This is a genomic window from Pseudomonas sp. microsymbiont 2, assembly GCF_054788395.1.
Genome location: NZ_CM139112.1, coordinates 5228354 through 5245064 on the forward strand (window position 1 = coordinate 5228354; position 16711 = coordinate 5245064).

General features: G+C 64.1%; 16 protein-coding genes. 3 read left to right on the forward strand and 13 right to left on the reverse strand.

The features are described from left to right. Nucleotides 1-233: 233 nt before the first annotated feature. The 9 genes from hflC to ACYUME_RS23605 form a co-directional block, all read right to left on the reverse strand. On the reverse strand, nucleotides 234-1103 hold the full coding sequence (gene hflC, locus ACYUME_RS23565) for a protease modulator HflC (protein ID WP_279888377.1): 870 nt from the start codon (nucleotides 1101-1103) through the stop codon (nucleotides 234-236). Then, on the reverse strand, nucleotides 1103-2287 hold the full coding sequence (gene hflK, locus ACYUME_RS23570) for an FtsH protease activity modulator HflK (protein ID WP_460417163.1): 1185 nt from the start codon (nucleotides 2285-2287) through the stop codon (nucleotides 1103-1105). The genes hflC and hflK overlap by 1 nt, the downstream gene beginning before the upstream one ends. Before the next feature lie 96 nt (nucleotides 2288-2383). Further along, the gene (gene hflX / locus ACYUME_RS23575; RefSeq protein WP_050707076.1) at nucleotides 2384-3685 is read right to left on the reverse strand and encodes a ribosome rescue GTPase HflX; all 1302 of its coding nucleotides are present in this window, start codon (nucleotides 3683-3685) and stop codon (nucleotides 2384-2386) included. 18 nt (nucleotides 3686-3703) lie between these two features. Beyond that, entirely contained in the window at nucleotides 3704-3964 is a 261-nt protein-coding gene (gene hfq, locus ACYUME_RS23580; RefSeq protein WP_279888382.1) for an RNA chaperone Hfq, read from the reverse strand. A 94-nt stretch (nucleotides 3965-4058) separates the two neighbouring features. Beyond that, complete coding sequence (gene miaA, locus ACYUME_RS23585) at nucleotides 4059-5030, reverse strand: tRNA (adenosine(37)-N6)-dimethylallyltransferase MiaA (RefSeq protein WP_460417166.1); 972 nt, start codon at nucleotides 5028-5030, stop codon at nucleotides 4059-4061. Nucleotide 5031: 1 nt separating this feature from the next. Continuing rightward, on the reverse strand, nucleotides 5032-6933 hold the full coding sequence (gene mutL, locus ACYUME_RS23590) for a DNA mismatch repair endonuclease MutL (protein ID WP_460417168.1): 1902 nt from the start codon (nucleotides 6931-6933) through the stop codon (nucleotides 5032-5034). Beyond that, on the reverse strand, nucleotides 6930-8360 hold the full coding sequence (locus ACYUME_RS23595) for an N-acetylmuramoyl-L-alanine amidase (RefSeq protein ID WP_279888389.1): 1431 nt from the start codon (nucleotides 8358-8360) through the stop codon (nucleotides 6930-6932). The genes mutL and ACYUME_RS23595 overlap by 4 nt, the downstream gene beginning before the upstream one ends. 12 nt (nucleotides 8361-8372) lie before the next feature. Beyond that, nucleotides 8373-8825, reverse strand: a complete 453-nt coding sequence (tsaE, locus tag ACYUME_RS23600; protein ID WP_460419438.1) for a tRNA (adenosine(37)-N6)-threonylcarbamoyltransferase complex ATPase subunit type 1 TsaE — start codon at nucleotides 8823-8825, stop codon at nucleotides 8373-8375. 8 nt (nucleotides 8826-8833) lie between these two features. Further along, nucleotides 8834-9685 carry an NAD(P)H-hydrate dehydratase gene (locus ACYUME_RS23605; RefSeq protein WP_279888393.1) on the reverse strand — a complete coding sequence of 284 codons (852 nt, stop codon included), beginning with the start codon at nucleotides 9683-9685 and terminating at the stop codon, nucleotides 8834-8836. 65 nt (nucleotides 9686-9750) lie between these two features. Here ACYUME_RS23605 and queG point away from each other — a divergent pair, with 65 nt between their 5' ends. Further along, the gene (gene queG, locus ACYUME_RS23610; RefSeq protein ID WP_279888394.1) at nucleotides 9751-10815 is read left to right on the forward strand and encodes a tRNA epoxyqueuosine(34) reductase QueG; all 1065 of its coding nucleotides are present in this window, start codon (nucleotides 9751-9753) and stop codon (nucleotides 10813-10815) included. Between the two features lie 920 nt (nucleotides 10816-11735). Here queG and ACYUME_RS23615 read toward each other — a convergent pair. Continuing rightward, entirely contained in the window at nucleotides 11736-12347 is a 612-nt protein-coding gene (locus ACYUME_RS23615) for a trimeric intracellular cation channel family protein (protein ID WP_213658536.1), read from the reverse strand. A 92-nt stretch (nucleotides 12348-12439) separates the two neighbouring features. Continuing rightward, nucleotides 12440-12982, reverse strand: coding sequence for an oligoribonuclease (gene orn / locus ACYUME_RS23620; protein ID WP_186716211.1), 543 nt, complete (start codon nucleotides 12980-12982; stop codon nucleotides 12440-12442). A gap of 109 nt (nucleotides 12983-13091) precedes the next feature. Here orn and rsgA point away from each other — a divergent pair, with 109 nt between their 5' ends. Both rsgA and ACYUME_RS23630 read left to right on the forward strand, forming a co-directional pair. Beyond that, on the forward strand, nucleotides 13092-14123 hold the full coding sequence (rsgA, locus tag ACYUME_RS23625; RefSeq protein ID WP_279888612.1) for a small ribosomal subunit biogenesis GTPase RsgA: 1032 nt from the start codon (nucleotides 13092-13094) through the stop codon (nucleotides 14121-14123). A gap of 146 nt (nucleotides 14124-14269) precedes the next feature. Then, a complete protein-coding gene (locus tag ACYUME_RS23630; protein WP_279888611.1) occupies nucleotides 14270-14749 on the forward strand; it encodes a molecular chaperone Tir in 480 nt (159 codons plus the stop codon). Nucleotides 14750-14815: 66 nt separating this feature from the next. On the opposite strand, the gene motB is transcribed toward ACYUME_RS23630, so the two are convergent. Both motB and motA read right to left on the reverse strand, forming a co-directional pair. Continuing rightward, nucleotides 14816-15832 carry a flagellar motor protein MotB gene (gene motB, locus ACYUME_RS23635; RefSeq protein WP_460417171.1) on the reverse strand — a complete coding sequence of 339 codons (1017 nt, stop codon included), beginning with the start codon at nucleotides 15830-15832 and terminating at the stop codon, nucleotides 14816-14818. A gap of 3 nt (nucleotides 15833-15835) precedes the next feature. Continuing rightward, complete coding sequence (gene motA, locus ACYUME_RS23640; RefSeq protein WP_279888608.1) at nucleotides 15836-16687, reverse strand: flagellar motor stator protein MotA; 852 nt, start codon at nucleotides 16685-16687, stop codon at nucleotides 15836-15838. Nucleotides 16688-16711: the final 24 nt, after the last annotated feature.

The following is a 16711-nucleotide window of genomic DNA, read 5'->3' on the forward strand; positions in this document are numbered from 1 at the left end:
CATTGGCGCACAATAGCGGGCAGCACCGATCCCAGCGCAACCACCGTAGCCAACACCCTCGAATTGCCTTGCGTCCTGACCAAACCGTCAACTGGCGTTCGGCCAACCAACCTTGCAGACGCAAAAAAGCCGGGAATTTCCCGGCTGCCGCATCATACACCCCTTTTCATTCAGGATGCACCCCGCCTGGCATTTTAGCTGCCAGACGGGGTGCATCCTTCATGAGAGCGACATCAGGGCTTGCTCTTGTCCAGGAAGCGGAAGAACTCGTTCTTCGGGTCCAGGACCAGTACATCGCTCTTGCTGGAGAAGCTTTCGCGGTACGCCTGCAAGCTACGGTAGAACGCATAGAAATCGGCGTCCTGGGTGTAGGCCTTGGCGTAGATGGCAGCCGCCTGGGCGTCGCCGTCACCGCGGGTCTCCTCCGCTTCACGATACGCCTCGGCCAGCAGCACGCGGCGCTGACGGTCGGCGTCGGCACGAATACCTTCGGCCAGCTCGTTACCCTTGGCGCGGTGCTCGCGAGCTTCACGCTCACGCTCGGTGCTCATGCGGTCGAACACACTGCGGTTGACTTCCTTGGGCAGGTCGATGGCCTTGACGCGAACGTCGACCACTTCGATACCCAGCTCCTTGCTGGCCATGCGGTTCAGCGAGGCGGTGATGTCGGCCATCAGCGCGTCACGCTCACCGGACACCACTTCGTGCAGGGTACGTTTACCGAACTGGTCACGCAGGCCACTTTCCAGACGACGCGACAAGCGCTCGTCGGCGATCTGCTTCATGCCCGAGGTCGCGGTGTAGAAGCGCTCGGCGTCCTTGACCCGCCACTTGGCGTAGGCATCGACCATCACCGCTTTCTTCTCCAGCGTCAGGAAACGCTGGGTCGGGGCGTCGAGGGTCATCAGGCGGGCGTCGAACTTGCGCACCTGGTTCACGTACGGCACCTTCACGTGCAGGCCAGGCTGGACATCCGCCTTGACCACACGGCCGAACTGCAGCAGTACCGCGCGTTCGGTTTGCGCAACGATGTAGAAGCAGTTCCAGGCGACGATCGCCAGTACCACGGCGCCGATCAGGGCGAACAGCGATTTATTGCTCATCAGCGGCTCTCCCTGGAACGCAGCGGCGGTTGTTGCTGTTGCAGGTCCTGCGCGGCGCGCGCTGCGGCGTCATTGACCGACGGCGATACGCTGACCGGAGCTGCGCTGTTGTTGCGGCTGCCTTCGACCATCTTGTCCAGTGGCAGGTAGAGCAGGTTGTTCTGCCCATCCTTGGTCGCCACCAGGACCTTGCTGGAGTTGCTGTACACCTCCTGCATGGTGTCGATGTACAGACGCTGGCGAGTGACTTCCGGCGCCTTGCGGTACTCGACGACCAGCTTGCCGAAGCGGTCGGCCTCACCCTTGGCGCGGGCGATGACTTCATCGCGGTAGCCGTTGGCGTCCTCGATGATGCGTTGCGCCTGACCACGGGCCTCGGGCACCACACCGTTGGCGTAGGATTCGGCCTGGTTGCGCGCACGCTGCTCGTCTTCACGGGCACGGATCACGTCGTCGAAGGCCTCTTGCACTTCACGCGGGGCTGCCGCGCTCTGCACGTTGACCTGGGTGACGGTGATACCGGTGCGGTAGGTGTCGAGGAAACGCTGCAGGCGCTCGCGGATATCCACGGCCATCTGCTCACGACCTTCGGTCAGCACCTGGTCCATCGAGGTGGAGCCCACCACGTGGCGCAGGGCGCTGTCGGTGGCATGCTGCAGGCTGACTTCCGGCTGGTCGACGTTGAGCACGAAGTCCTGCAGGTTGCTGATGCGGTACTGCACGGTCAGCGGCACCTCGACGATGTTCTCGTCTTCGGTGAGCATCTGGCCCTGCTTGGTGTAGGCCCGCTCGCGGGTCACGTTTTCCATGTACTTGCGGTCGATCGGCGGGAAGTAGATGTTCAGGCCGGGACCGACGGTCTCGTAGTACTTGCCGAAGCGCAGCACCACGGCCTGCTCCTGCTCGTCCACCACGTACACGGCGTTGTACAGCCAGATCGCCGCCAGCACCGCCAGGCCGATGCCCAGCAGCCCATAGCCGCCACCCTTGCCGATATTGCGGTCGCCACTGCCACCGCGTTTCTTGCCACTGCCGAACATGCCGTTCAGGCTGTCCTGCAGCTTGCGGAAGGCCTCGTCCAGATCCGGTGGACCTTTCTTGTCGCCACCACCGCCGCCGCCGTTACGACGACCGCCCCAGGGATCCTGATTGTTCGAGTTGCCACCCGGCTCGTTCCAAGCCATAGCGCTCTCCATCTGATAAAGCAAAGACGCGCCCACGGCGCGCCGTCCAATGCTACAGAATGCCTGTCACCGCTGCCCGACGACCTCGTCGAGCATTTATTGCAAAGTGTGTTGCTCGACAAACACTTGCGGCTCCATGCCTTCACGGCTGACCAGGCGATTCAGCTCGACCCTGGGCAGTCGCACACTCAGCAGGCTGCGCCCTTCTTCATCATGCTCTTCACTCTGCACGGCACCCAGGGCAAAGAATTGCGCGCGCAGGCGGGCAAACCGTTGCTCCAGGCACAGGGTTCCGACATACAGGTCGTCCCCCAGCAACTCGGCAATCGCCTGGCCAACCAGCTCCAGGCCGCGTCCATCACGTGCCGATACCCAGACCCGCTGCGGCTTGCCATCGGCATCACGCTGGATCTGCGGCTCGACATCTTCAAGCAGGTCGAGTTTGTTATAGACCTCGAGGATCGGCAAGCTCTCGGCCCCGATCTCGCCCAATACCGCCAGCACCTGCTCGATCTGCTCCATGCGCTCGGGCTCATGGGCGTCGATCACGTGCAGCAGCAGGTCGGAGTTGCTCGACTCTTCGAGCGTAGCCCGAAATGCCTCGACCAGCTTGTGCGGCAGGTGGCGGATGAAGCCCACGGTGTCGGCCAGCACGATCGGCCCCAGGTCGGCCAGCTCGAGCCGGCGCAGCGTGGGATCGAGGGTGGCGAACAGCTGGTCCGCGGCGTACACCTCCGATTGCGTCAAGGCGTTGAACAGGGTCGACTTGCCGGCGTTGGTGTAGCCGACCAGCGACACCGACGGGATGTCCGCGCGCTTGCGCCCGCGGCGGGCCTGCTCGCGCTGGCTGCGTACCTTCTCCAGGCGCGCCTTGATCTGGCGCAGGCGCACCCGCAGCAGACGGCGGTCGGTTTCCAGCTGGGTCTCGCCCGGGCCGCGCAGGCCGATACCGCCTTTTTGCCGCTCAAGGTGGGTCCAGCCGCGCACCAGCCGCGTGCTCATGTGCTCGAGCTGGGCCAGTTCGACCTGCAGCTTGCCTTCGTGAGTACGCGCCCGCTGGGCGAAGATATCGAGAATCAGCCCGGTACGGTCCAGCACGCGACACTCGAAGACGCGCTCGAGGTTGCGTTCCTGGCTGGGCGTGAGGGTGTGATTGAAAATCACCAGGTCGGCTTCGGCCGATTGGACCAGGTCGCGCAATTCCTCGACCTTGCCACTGCCGATCAGAAACTTGGCGGTGGGCTGATGCCGCGCCACTGTTACCAGCGAGACGATATCGGCGCCGGCCGACAGCGCCAGCTCCTGAAACTCCTGCGGGTCTTCGCGCGCCTCAGGGTTCTGACCTTCCAAGTGAACGAGCAGCGCTCGCTCACCACCACCGTGGCGCTCAAAGAACAATGCAGGCTCCTACTTTTTTCAAGCGTTGCCTGGCTCGCTGTCGCCGTGATCGGCATCGGACGGGCTTGGCAGGCGAACCGGACGGGCAGGTACGACAGTCGAAATGGCGTGCTTGTAGACCATCTGGCTGACGGTGTTCTTCAGCAGCACAACGAACTGGTCGAAGGATTCGATCTGGCCCTGCAGCTTGATCCCGTTGACCAGATAGATCGAAACCGGGACTTTTTCTTTTCTCAAGGTGTTCAAGTAAGGGTCTTGTAGCGAATGCCCTTTTGACATATGCCGCACTCCTGTAAGGATCAATAGTAGAAAATCAAGAAAATCGATAAATTATGCCGCCCGTCCGCAAGAATAGACGGCATTTGGCAGGGACTCAGCTCAATATGGAGACGGCCCCCAGGTATTTCAAGGTGCGGGACAGATTGTCGCAGGCCAGGCTATCCAGCCAGTGCACGCCTTCCCAGCCGCGCAACCAGGTGAACTGCCGCTTGGCCAGCTGACGCGTGGCAATGATACCGCGTTCACGCATCTCATTCTCAGTCAGCTGACCGTCGAGATAATCCCAGACCTGTCGATAGCCCACTGCCCGTATAGACGGCAGTTCCGCGTGCAAGTCACTTCTGGCCCGCAGCGATCGGACCTCGTCGACGAAGCCCTGTTCCAGCATCTGCGAAAATCGTAACGCAATTCGCTGATGCAAAATGTGACGATCTGTAGGAGCAATCGCCAAACTCGCGACAGTATAGGGCAAATGCCCGCCCGCGCCTGCGTCTGCAGCGCTACTTTCCGCGAATTGACGCTGACGGTGGGCGGTCATGGTCTGACCGCTGACCCGATACACTTCGAGCGCACGGATCAGCCGTTGCGGGTCATTCGGATGGATGCGCGCCGCTGATTCCGGGTCCACCTCAGCCAGCTGCCGGTGCAGCTCGGCCAGGCCCAGCGTGGCGGCCTGGGCCTCGAGTTCGGCGCGCACCGCCGGGTCGGCCGCCGGCATGTCGGCCAGGCCATCGATCAGCGCCTTGTAATAGAGCATGGTGCCGCCGACCAGCAGCGGGACCTTGCCGCGCGCGGTGATCTCGGCCATGGCCTCGAGGGCATCGGTGCAGAACCGCTTGGCCGAGTAGCTTTCGGCAGGGTCGAGGATGTCGATCAAACGGTGCGGGTGGGCGGCCAGCACCTCTTTGGAGGGCTTCGCGGTGCCGATGTCCATGCCGCGATAGACCAGCGCCGAATCGACGCTGATCAGTTCGCACGGCAGCACCTTGGTCAGCTCGATGGCCAGATCGGTCTTGCCGGCCGCGGTCGGGCCCATGAGGAATATCGCCGGAGGCTTGCCAGGCATGTCATCGCCCCCGCAGGAACAGCTTGTCCAGGTCGTCCAGCCCCATCTGGGTCCAGGTCGGCCGGCCATGGTTGCACTGGCCGCTACGCTCGGTGTTCTCCATGTCGCGCAGCAGCGCATTCATCTCGGGGATGGCCAGGCGCCGATTGGCGCGCACCGCACCGTGGCAGGCCATGGTCCCGAGCAGTTCGTTCAGGTGTGCCTGGATACGATCGCTGGTGCCGTACTCCATGAGATCGGCGAGCACATCCTGTACCAGGCGATTGGCCTCGGCCTGCTTGAGCAGCGCCGGGATCTGGCGAATCGCCAGGGTCTCCGGACCCAGGCGCTGCAGTTCGAAGCCCAGGCGCTGGAACCACTGGGCGTGCTCCTCGGCGCAATCGGCCTCGCGCTGGCTCAGCGCCAGCGACTCGGGCACCAGCAGCGGCTGGCCGCTGAGACCTTCGCTGGCCATGGCCACCTTGAGCCGTTCGTACATGATCCGCTCATGGGCCGCGTGCATGTCCACCAACACCAGGCCGACAGCGTTCTCGGCCAGGATATAGATGCCTTTGAGCTGGGCCAGCGCGTAACCGAGCGGCGGGATGTCCCCCTGGCTTTCCGGCAGGGCGGCAGGCGCGGCGGGGGCATTGTCCAGCGGCGCATAGAACTCGCGGTAGACCGCTTGCGTCTCGCCGACATTCAGCGGCTGCGACGGCCGAGGCGTGTACTGATACTGATAGCCCGCGCCGGAACCGCCCGCGGAGAACGACTGGCGCGCCTCGCCCTGGGGTTGCTCCAGCACCGGCGAAGCCAGGCGCATCTCGCCCTGCGGGCCGAACTCCCCCGCCTGGATCCCGCTCGGGCGCACCAGTTCGCTGGTCGCGGCGGGCGCGGCGAGCTGATCCTCCGGGCGCACATCGGCCAGGGCACGGTGCAAGGTGCCATACAGGAAGTCGTGGACCATCCGCCCTTCACGGAAGCGCACTTCGTGTTTGGTCGGATGCACGTTGACGTCCACGCCGGTCGGGTCGCACTCCAGGAACAGCACGAAGGTCGGGTGCCGGCCGTTGAACAGCACGTCGCGATAGGCCTGGCGCACCGCGTGGGCGACCAGCTTGTCGCGCACGGCGCGGCCGTTGACGAAGAAGTACTGCAGGTCGGCCTGGCTGCGCGAGAAGGTCGGCAGGCCGACCCAGCCCCACAGGCGCAGGCCGTTGCGCTCGACATCGATCGGCAGCGCCTGCTCCAGGAAACCCGGGCCGCAGATGGTGCCGACACGCCGAGCCCGAGCCATCTCGTCGGCGGCCTCGTGCAAGCTGAAGATGGTCTTGCCGTTGTGGCGCAGATGGAAGGCCACGTCGAAGCGCGCCAGCGCCAGGCGCCGGATGACTTCCTGCAGGTGATCGAATTCGGTCTTCTCGGCCTTGAGGAACTTGCGTCGGGCCGGGGTGTTGAAGAACAGGTCGCGCACTTCGACGGAAGTACCGACCGGGTGCGCCGCCGGCTGCACCCGCGGGGTCATGTCGCGACCCTCGGTCTCCACCTGCCAGGCCTCGCCGGCTTCGGCGGTGCGCGACGTCAGGGTCAGCCGCGCCACCGAGCTGATCGACGCCAAGGCCTCGCCGCGAAACCCCAGGCTGAGCACGCCTTCGAGGTCTTCCAGCTCACGGATCTTGCTGGTGGCGTGACGCGCCAGGGCCAGGGGCAGGTCGTCCGCAGCGATGCCGCCGCCGTTGTCACGCACCCGCAACAGCTTCACACCGCCCTGCTCAACCTCGACCTCGATGCGCCGGGCACCGGAATCGAGGCTGTTCTCCAGCAATTCCTTGGCCACCGACGCGGGACGCTCGACCACCTCGCCCGCGGCGATCTGGTTGGCCAGCCGCGGGCTGAGCAGCTCGATACGCGAACCGCCACTCATTGCTGGGACGCCAGGGCGGTGGTGGGGATGTCCAGGTGCTGGCCAACCTTCAGCTCATCGGTCTTCAGGTTGTTGCTGCTGCGCAGGCTGGCGACGCTGACCTGGTAGCGCACCGCGATCATGGCCAGTGTCTCACCGGGGCGCACCGAGTGCTCACGCGGCCCCTGGGCGATCTTGCCGCTGTCGCGCAGCCAGGCGATGTAGGTGCCCGGTGGCGGATTCTGCTGGAAGAACTGGCGCACACCGGTATGGATCGAGCGCGCCAGGGCTTGCTGGTGGCTGCGCGTGGCCAGCTTGGCGGCTTCGTTGGCATTGGAGATGAATCCGGTTTCGACCAGGATCGACGGGATGTCCGGCGATTTCAGCACCATGAAGCCAGCTTGCTCCACCCGTCGCTTGTGCAGCGGCGTGACCCGGCCCATGTTGCCCAGCACCTTCTGCCCGACATTGAGGCTGGAACTGAGCGTGGCGGTCATCGACAGGTCAAGCAGCACGCCGGCCAGCATGCGGTCCTTGTCGTCGAGGCTGACATTGCCGGCGCCGCCGATCAGGTCGGAGCGGTTCTCGGTATCAGCCAGCCAGCGCGCGGTTTCGGAGGTGGCGCCACGGTCGGACAGGGCGAACACCGAGGCGCCGAAGGCAGCCTTGGACGGCGCGGCGTCGGCATGGATCGAGACGAACAGGTCGGCGCCTTTCTTGCGGGCGATCTCGGTGCGCTTGCGCAACGGGATGAAGTAGTCGCCGGTGCGGGTCAGCTCGGCGCGGTAGCCCTTCTCGGAGTTGATCTGACGCTGCAGCTCCTTGGCGATATCCAGCACGATGTCTTTCTCGTGCTGGCCACGCGAGCCCGATGCACCTGGGTCTTCGCCGCCGTGACCGGCGTCGATGGCGATGACGATGTCGCGCTTGCCGGACGGCGCAGGCGGCAGCTTGATCGCCGGTTGCGCCGGGGTCACCGGCACCGCCGGGGTGGTGGCCGGTGGCTGCGGGACAGGGGGCGGCGTCGGGTTGCTGGCCGCGATGGCGTCGGCTTCCTGGTCGTACAGGTCAACCACCAGGCGGTTGCCGTACTGGGCGTTCGGCGCCAAGGTGAAACTCTTGGGCGAGACGGCCTTTTTCAGATCGACCACCACACGCAGGTCGGTAGGCGTGCGCTGCGCCGAGCGCACGCTGGTGATCGGTGTGTTCGAGGTGGAAACGTTCAGCGGCGCGCCCAGGGTCGCGCCGTTGATGTCGATCACCAGGCGATCGGGTGCGGTCAGGGTGAAGACGCTGTGCTGCACAGGCCCGGACAGGTCGAAGACCAGCCGCGTGTTGTCCGGAGCGCGCCACAGGCGCATGCTCTTGACTTGAGTGACGGCCAGAGCGTCAACGGTCACCGCGGTCAGCAGCAGCCCAACGACGGCGACCAGTGCGCGTATGCGCATACCTTTCCCCACTTACTGTTTGAATTCTTTGGCCAGAACGGCACACCAGGCTTCGCCGCGTGCCCCCTGCGGCGACAGGTTCAGCGAACGTCCGCCCGCTTGCGGGCTTATGGTAATGGTCAGGTCGGGCTTTGGCAAAACGCCTGCGCCGTTGTCCGGCCATTCGAACAGGCACAGGGCATCGCCCTCGAAATAGTCGCGAATGCCCATGAACTCGAGTTCCTCCGGATCGACCAGGCGGTACAGGTCGAAATGGAAGGCGCGGATCTCGCCGATTTCGTAGGGCTCGACCACGGTGAAGGTCGGGCTTTTCACCGGCCCTTCATGGCCCAGGCCGCGGATCAGGCCACGCGACAGCGTGGTCTTGCCGGCGCCCAGGTCGCCTTCGAGAAAGATCACGCCGTGACCTTTGGTCACTTCGGCCAGCTTGGCGCCAAAGGCGACGGTGGCTGGCTCGTCGGCCAGAAACAGGGTTATGCCTGACACGCTGAATGCTCCTCCAACAACTTTCTTATGACCGGAACCAGATCGCTGGCCGCCAGCCCTCTACCTTGAACGCCCAGGTGCTCGCCCGCGCAGGCGTGCAGCCATACCCCCAGGCACGCAGCCTGCCAGGCATCCAGCCCCTGGGCCAGCAACGCCGCCAGCACACCGGTCAGCACGTCACCCAGTCCCGCCCCGGCCATGGCCGGATGCCCGCGCCCGCACAGCGCCAGTTGGCCAAGCGGGTCAGCCACCAGCGTGCCGGCGCCCTTGAGCACGCAGACACTGGCGTAGCGACGGGCGAGCTTGCGCGCGGCGCCTTGTCGGTCGGCCTGCACCGCCTCGGTGGAGATGCCCAGCAGCCGAGCGGCCTCCCCCGGATGCGGGGTAAGGATGCTGCCACTGGGCAAGGCCAATGGCGCACCGGCCAGCAGGTTGAGGGCGTCGGCGTCCCAGACCTGCGGCAGGTGCGCATGCGTGACCGCCGACAGCAGGCTGCGTCCCCAGGCCGCCTGGCCCAGACCTGGCCCGACCACCAGCACCGAGGCGCGGGCGAGCGGGCCGATCAATTGGTTGGCCGAACTCATGCCCAGCCACATGATCTCCGGCAGCCGCGCCAGGCCGGCGACGACATGTTCGGGGCGGGTCGCCACGCTGACCAGGCCGGCGCCGCAACGCAGCGCGGCCTCGCCGCTGAGCATCACCGCGCCGCCGGTACCCAGGTCACCGCCGATCACCAGCACATGGCCGAAGTCGCCCTTGTGGGCATCGGCGGCACGCGGCGGCAGCCTGGCCAATGTCAGGCTGCTGAGCGGTAATGGGAGGTGTTTGGTCTGAGGCATGGGGTCAAAGGCTCTGATGTCTGGCAGAATTATACGCACCTGTGCCTGTAATGCCTTATCCGTCCATGCCCGCCACGACTCCAGACATCGCCACACTGGCCCAATCGATCAAGGATTGGGGCCGCGAACTCGGTTTTGCCCATGTCGGCATCGCCGGCGTCGACCTTGGCGAGCACGAACAGCACCTGCAGCGCTGGCTGGCCGCTGGCTACAACGGCGAGATGGAGTACATGGGCGACCATGGCCACAAGCGCTCGCGCCCGGCCGAGCTGATCCCCGGCACGCTGCGGGTGATCTCGTTGCGCATGGACTACCTGCCCGGCGACACGCAGATGGCCAAGCGCCTGGCTGAGCCGGAAAAGGCCTATATCTCGCGTTATGCCCTGGGTCGCGATTACCACAAGCTGGTGCGCAAGCGCGTGCAGCACTTCGCCGACCGCATCCAGGAGGCCATCGGCCCCTTTGGCTACCGCGCCTTCGTCGACAGCGCCCCGGTGCTGGAGAAGGCCCTGGCGCAGGAGGCCGGCCTGGGCTGGATCGGCAAGAACACCTTGCTGCTCAATCGCAAGGCCGGCAGCTACTTCTTCCTGGCCGAGCTGTTCGTCGACCTGCCGCTGCCGATCGACGGTGTGCAGGGCAGCGATCATTGCGGGCGCTGCCAGGCATGCCTGGACATCTGCCCGACCCAGGCATTCGTCGGGGCCTACCAGCTTGATGCCCGACGCTGCATCTCGTACCTGACCATCGAATTGCGCGGCGCCATTCCACTGGAACTGCGTCCATTGATCGGTAACCGGGTGTTCGGTTGCGACGATTGCCAGATCGTCTGTCCTTGGAACCGTTTCGCCAAGACCACTAGCGAAGACGACTTCATGCCCCGCCGGGGGCTGGACAATATCGAGCTGGCCGAGCTGTTCCTGTGGGATGAAAAGCGTTTTCTCGGCTGCACCGAGGGGTCGCCCCTGCGGCGGGCGGGGTATGAGCGGTTTTTGCGTAACCTGGCGGTGGGGCTGGGGAATGCCCCTTCGACCATTCCCGTGCTGGAAGCGCTCAACGCGCGGCGGGATGATCCTTCGGAGCTGGTACGCGAGCACGTGGAGTGGGCGCTGGCTCGCCACGACGCCCTCTGACGCTTGCCGCCTCCGGCTTTGTCTTTGTCTTTGTCTTTGGCGATCAGAAGTCTACCCCCATAGCCCACTAGCGACAGCTGCGTCAGCCCAGGCGCCGCCCGTAACTTCGCGACTTCAGGAGGCCGAACGCAGGCCTTGCGGAGGGAGGTGACGGGCATGGATGCCCGTCAAGCGCTGCGGCCCAGGATGGGCCGTTCAGCGCGGTCCTCCCGGGAGCAAGGCCGGAGTGAGGGGACCCGGAGCGAAGCGGAGGGCCGGATGAATGGAGCGCAGCGTTTTTTGGTTACTTTTTGTCGCGTTTGACAAAAAGTGACCCGCCGTAAGGGCGGAAAGGTGACTATGCGTCGACATCGTAAATGAATGCGCTTACAACTATAGAAACCGACGCCGACCGTCTTTGACTTTGACTTTGACTTTGACTTTGACTTTGACTTTTAGAGTCGTGCGTTTTGAAAGTTATATGCGCATTCATTTGCGATGCCGACGCATAGTCACCTTTCCGCCCTTACGGCGGGTAACTTTTTGAAGGATCAAAAAGTCACCAAAAAATCCTCGCTCCATTCATCCGGCCCCTACGCTTCGCTCCGGGGTTCCCTCGCTCCGTTCTTGCTCCCGGGAGGACCGCGCTGAACGCCCCATCCTGGGGCGCAGCGCTTGACGGGCATCCATGCCCGTCACCTCCCTTCGCAAGAACTCCGCTCGGCCTCCTGAAGTCGCAATTGGCGGCGCCTGAACTATCGCGCACCTAGAAGCAAGATCAAGATCAAGATCAAGATCAAGATCAAGATCAAGATCAAGATCAAGATCAACAGACATGAGCAGATTATCGGGCCACTGGCAGTGTAGCTCTAGTTATATGCTCTCGCCGGAAAATCGGCTCTCACAGGAATAACTAAATACCTCAAAGCGCAGCGTTATACTCAGTGTTGATCGTTGTAGTGAAACTTCGGCATCTCCCAATGAAACCGAATCGCCAACAACCGCACCAGAAAACCACCGAACAAGGTCAACAGCATCGCCTGCTCCGCAGGCACCTTGAAGTAAACACACCCCAGGTAGAACCACGCCGCCGCGAACGAAACACTGGCATACAACTCACGCCGAAACACCAATGGAATGTCGTTGCAGAAGATATCCCGCAAGATGCCACCAAACACCCCGGTGATCACGCCACTGATCGAAGCGACCAGGAATCCTTGCCCCATTTCCAGCGCTGTCATGCAGCCAATCAGGGTAAACGCCACCAACCCCAGCGCATCGAGTACCAGGAACAGCGAACGCAAGTGACGCATCAAGGGCGCGATGAAGATGGTCAGCAGCGCCGCGAAGCTGGTGAGCACCAGGTACTCCGGATGCTTCACCCACGTCAGCGGATAGTGCCCAAGCAGCACGTCGCGCACCGAGCCGCCACCCAGCGCGGTGACACAGGCGATCAGCACCACGCCGAACCAGTCCATGCCGCGACGGCCGGCAGACAGGGCGCCGGTCATGGCTTCGGCGGTAATGGCGACGAGATAGAGCATCAGCAACATGGCGCAGGTCCGTGCGGGAAAGGCGCGCAGTCTACCCAGTCGCGCCGGGCGCCAAAAGGGGGCGCGCCGACGATCGTCGGCGCACGGCAAGGTCAGACCTTGATGAAATGCTCGCGGTAGTGACGCAGCTCGCCAATCGACTCGCGGATGTCGTCCAGGGCCAGGTGAGTGCTGCCCTTCTTGAAACTGTCACGCACGTCCGGCGCCCAGCGTGCAGCCAGCTCCTTGAGGGTCGAGACATCGAGGTTGCGATAGTGGAAATAGTTTTCCAGCTCGCGCATATGGCGATAGAGGAAACGGCGATCCTGGCAGATGCTATTGCCACAGATCGGCGACTTGCCCTTCGGCACCCACTGCTCGAGGAAAGCGATGGTCTGCGCCTCCGCCTCGGCCATGCTCACCTTGCTCTCGCGCACGCGCTGGGTCAGGCCCGAGGCGCCGTGGGTGCGAGTGTTCCACTCGTCCATCCGCGCCAGCACCTCGTCGCTGTGATGAATAGCGATCACCGGGCCTTCGGCCAGAGTGTTCAGCTCGCTGTCGGTGACGATGGTGGCCATCTCGATGATGACGTCGTTGTCCGGATCCAGGCCGGTCATTTCCAGATCGATCCAGATCAGGTTCTGTGGGTTCTGCATGAAAAGGCTCCTCGAATAGCCCGTCATATTAGCCTAGCGGGGCGGCTCGTGGGCGCGCCGTGCTAAACTGCCCGCCGTTTTCCTTCTGCCCCGCCGACACGGAACCCTCATGGCCAAACGCCAGCTCAACCGCCGCCAGAACTGGCGCATCGAAAAGATCCAGGGCGAACGCGCCGCCCGCGCCGCCAAACGCGAGCAGCACGTCCTGCAAGAGCTGGAGGGCGGCGACCTGGGGCCGGAACAACTGGGCCTGGTGATCGCCCACTTCGGCGTTCAGGTCGAAGTCGAAGCCCAGGACGGCGAGGTGGCCGGCCAGGTGTTCCGCTGCCACTTGCGGGCCAACCTGCCGGCCCTGGTCACCGGCGATCGAGTGGTCTGGCGCGCCGGCAACCAGGGGATCGGCGTGATCGTCGCGCAGATGCCGCGCAGCACCGAGCTGTGCCGCCCGAATAACCACGGCCAGCTCAAGCCGGTGGCGGCCAACGTCGATCTGATCGTCATCGTCTTCGCCCCTGCCCCCGAACCGCACCCCAACCTGATCGACCGCTACCTGGTCGCCGCCGAGCATGCCGGCATCCGACCGCTGCTGTTACTGAACAAGGCCGACCTGATCGATGACGAGAATGGCCCGACCCTCCAGGCGATGCTGGAGGTGTACCGCGGCCTGGGTTATCCACTGCTGGAAGTATCCGCCCACCACGGCGATGGCATGCAACGTCTGCAGCAGACGCTCGATGGCCATATCAGCGTGTTCGTCGGCCAGTCGGGCGTGGGCAAGTCCTCGCTGGTCAACAGCCTGTTGCCGGAGGCAGACACCCGCGTCGGCGGCCTGTCGGAATGGTCCGGCCAGGGCACGCACACCACCACCACCGCCCGCCTGTACCACTTCCCCAATGGCGGCGACCTGATCGACTCGCCGGGCATTCGCGAGTTCGGCCTGGTGCATGTCAGCCGCGACGATGTCGAAGACGGTTTCATCGAGTTTCGCGAGCTGATCGGCAACTGCCGCTTCCGCGACTGCAAGCACGACCGCGAGCCCGGCTGCGCATTGCTCAAGGCGCTGGAAGATGGCAGCGTCACCCAGCAGCGGATGAACAGCTATCGCTCGATCATCGCCAGCCTGCCGGAAGACACCTATTGACCAGATATGGCTGTAGGAATGCCTAACCCGCTCAAGTAGGAACCATCTGGTTTTTCGGTCGCCCATTGCCCCACCCTCGGCTTTCCTCGAAGGTCGTGCTTCAGCCTGGCAGGTCCTGCCGGCGAGGATCAGGGAGGACAATGCACATGCCGGTTTTCATCAGTTACCGCCACGACGAGCGACTCGACGCCTTCATTCTCAACGAGCGTCTGCTGCTCGAGGGCATTCCCACGCAACTGGTGCGCTTCGACGACGAAGGACAGACCTTCGACGACCTGCACGGCAGCTTCTGCCAGCAGATGACCGACGCCACCCACTGGGTCGGGATACTGCCACGCAACCATGGCGACGACTGGTGGACCGCCTGGCTGCTGGGGGCCGCGGCCATGGCGCATCGACGGGTGAGTTTCTATCACGCAGGCCCCGGCGAATTGCCGGGATACCTGGGCAAATGGCCGACGATGAGCAAGCGTGAGCATATCGACCTGTTCGTGCGGGCCTATCATGACGAGCAGACCTTTGGCCGGGCCATGGCCTCGATGAGCAGACGCGGGACGGTATCGGACAGGGACAACGCCGACTTCTTCCACGCCGACCTCAAGGCCAAGATCCGACGGGGCTTCTGAATGCCTTTCGCCGGCAAGCCAGCGGCCATAGGCCCGGCGAAAGGGCCGCAGGGCGGCCCCTGGCGCTTACTGGTCCTTGGCCTCGTCCATCTTCAGCACGCCATCCTCGAAGATATTCAGCTTCTGGCGCAGCTCGCGCGGCTGCATCGGCGTATCGGCCGGCGCCGCGCCAGCACCGGGCGCGGCACCCGCAGGCGGCGTGGACTCGGCCGGCGGCGCCTGCTCCGGCGTGCCTTGCTCACCTTCGATGGTGCGCTGCGCCTTCTTGGTCAGGACGATGATGTCGATGCGGCGGTTGACCGGATTGAACGGATTCGCCCGGTCGAACAGCGACGACGAGGCATAACCGACCACCCGCGCCACCTGCTCGTCCGGGTAGCCACCGGCGACCAGGGCCCGGCGCGCGGCGTTGGCGCGGTTGGCCGACAGCTCCCAGTTGCCGAAGTCGCCAGTGCCGGAGTACGGCTTGGCATCGGTGTGGCCGCTGATGCTGATCTTGTTCGGCACCGCCTTGATGGTGTCGGCCATGGCCAGCAGGATGTCCTCGAAGTACGGCTGCAGGCGCGCGCTGCCGAGGTCGAACATCGGCCGGTTCTCGGCGTCCATGATCTGGATGCGCAGGCCGTCCTGGGTGATCTCGAACAGGATCTGGTCCTTGAACTTCTGCAGCTGCGGGTTTTCCTCGACCTTGTTCTGCAGTTCCTGCAACAGCAGCTCCAGGCGCTCGCGCTCGACCTGCTCGGCCATGGTCTCGACCTTGTCCTTGTCCAGCTGAATGCTGGTGTCAGGGGTCGGTTCGGACTTCACTTCCGGGTTGATGGTCTTCTCTGGCGCCAGCTCAGGCGAGCCGCCAAGGTCGATGATGTAGGGCGTGCCGCTCTCGGAGAAACCGATCGGGTCCTTGAAATAGCCGGCGATGGCGATCTTCTGCTCGGGCGTGGCGGTGGAAAGCAGCCACAGCACGAGGAAGAACGCCATCATCGCCGTGGCGAAGTCGGCGAAGGCGATCTTCCAGGCCCCGCCATGGTGGCCGTCGCCAAAGCGCTTGACGCGCTTGACGATGATGGGCTGATTGTTCTCCATGGCTTAGCGACCGCGTACTGCTTGTTCCAGCTCGGCGAAGCTCGGACGGTGCTTCGGATACAGCACCTTGCGACCGAACTCCACCGCCAGCGATGGCGGCATGCCCGAGGCCGAGGCCACCAGCGACGCCTTGATGGCCTCGTAGACGTTCAGCTCTTCCTTGGCGTCATGGCGCAGGGCGTTGGCCAGCGGGCCAAAGAAGCCATAGGCGGCAAGAATACCGAAGAAGGTGCCGACCAGTGCCGCACCCACGTGCAGGCCGATGGACTTCTGGTCGCCGTCGCCCAGCGAGGCCATGGTCACCACGATGCCCAGCACCGCCGCGACGATACCGAACCCGGGCATGCCGTCGGCGATGCCGGTCACCGCATGGGAAGGGTGCTCCAGCTCTTCCTTCATGCTCAGCAGCTCCATGTCGAACAGGCCTTCGAGCTCATGGGGCGCCATGTTGCCGGTGGACATGATGCGCAGGTAGTCGCAGATGAACGCGGTCATGCGCTCGTCGTTCAGCACCGCGGGATATTTGGCGAAGATCGGGCTGGCCGCGGCGTCCTCGATGTCGCCCTCGATGGCCATCATGCCTTCGCGACGGCTCTTGTTGAGGATCTCGTAGACCAGACCCAGCACTTCCAGGTAGAAGGTGTGGGTGAAGCGGGTGCCGAACATCTTCAGCGACTTCTTGACCACATGCATGGTCATGTAGCCAGGGTTGGCCTGGAGGAACGCACCGAAGGCCGCACCACCGATGATCAGCACTTCGAACGGCTGGATCAGTGCCGCGATCTTGCCGTGGGAAAGCACGTAGCCGCCGAGCACGCTCGCGAATACGACGATGATGCCGATAATTTTAGCCATAAGTTGGAAGCACTTGCTGTCGTG

Coding starts and splice junctions, on each gene's coding strand:
- rsgA (WP_279888612.1), top strand. CDS start 13,092: ATGGCCAAACGCCAGCTCAACCGCCGCCAGAACTGGCGCATCGAAAAG.
- miaA (WP_460417166.1), bottom strand. CDS start 5,030: ATGCCTGGCAAGCCTCCGGCGATATTCCTCATGGGCCCGACCGCGGCC.
- ACYUME_RS23630 (WP_279888611.1), top strand. CDS start 14,270: ATGCCGGTTTTCATCAGTTACCGCCACGACGAGCGACTCGACGCCTTC.
- orn (WP_186716211.1), bottom strand. CDS start 12,982: ATGCAGAACCCACAGAACCTGATCTGGATCGATCTGGAAATGACCGGC.
- ACYUME_RS23605 (WP_279888393.1), bottom strand. CDS start 9,685: ATGCCTCAGACCAAACACCTCCCATTACCGCTCAGCAGCCTGACATTG.
- hflK (WP_460417163.1), bottom strand. CDS start 2,287: ATGGCTTGGAACGAGCCGGGTGGCAACTCGAACAATCAGGATCCCTGG.
- ACYUME_RS23615 (WP_213658536.1), bottom strand. CDS start 12,347: ATGTTGCTGATGCTCTATCTCGTCGCCATTACCGCCGAAGCCATGACC.
- hflC (WP_279888377.1), bottom strand. CDS start 1,103: ATGAGCAATAAATCGCTGTTCGCCCTGATCGGCGCCGTGGTACTGGCG.
- ACYUME_RS23595 (WP_279888389.1), bottom strand. CDS start 8,360: ATGCGCATACGCGCACTGGTCGCCGTCGTTGGGCTGCTGCTGACCGCG.
- mutL (WP_460417168.1), bottom strand. CDS start 6,933: ATGAGTGGCGGTTCGCGTATCGAGCTGCTCAGCCCGCGGCTGGCCAAC.
- hfq (WP_279888382.1), bottom strand. CDS start 3,964: ATGTCAAAAGGGCATTCGCTACAAGACCCTTACTTGAACACCTTGAGA.
- queG (WP_279888394.1), top strand. CDS start 9,751: ATGCCCGCCACGACTCCAGACATCGCCACACTGGCCCAATCGATCAAG.
- motA (WP_279888608.1), bottom strand. CDS start 16,687: ATGGCTAAAATTATCGGCATCATCGTCGTATTCGCGAGCGTGCTCGGC.
- motB (WP_460417171.1), bottom strand. CDS start 15,832: ATGGAGAACAATCAGCCCATCATCGTCAAGCGCGTCAAGCGCTTTGGC.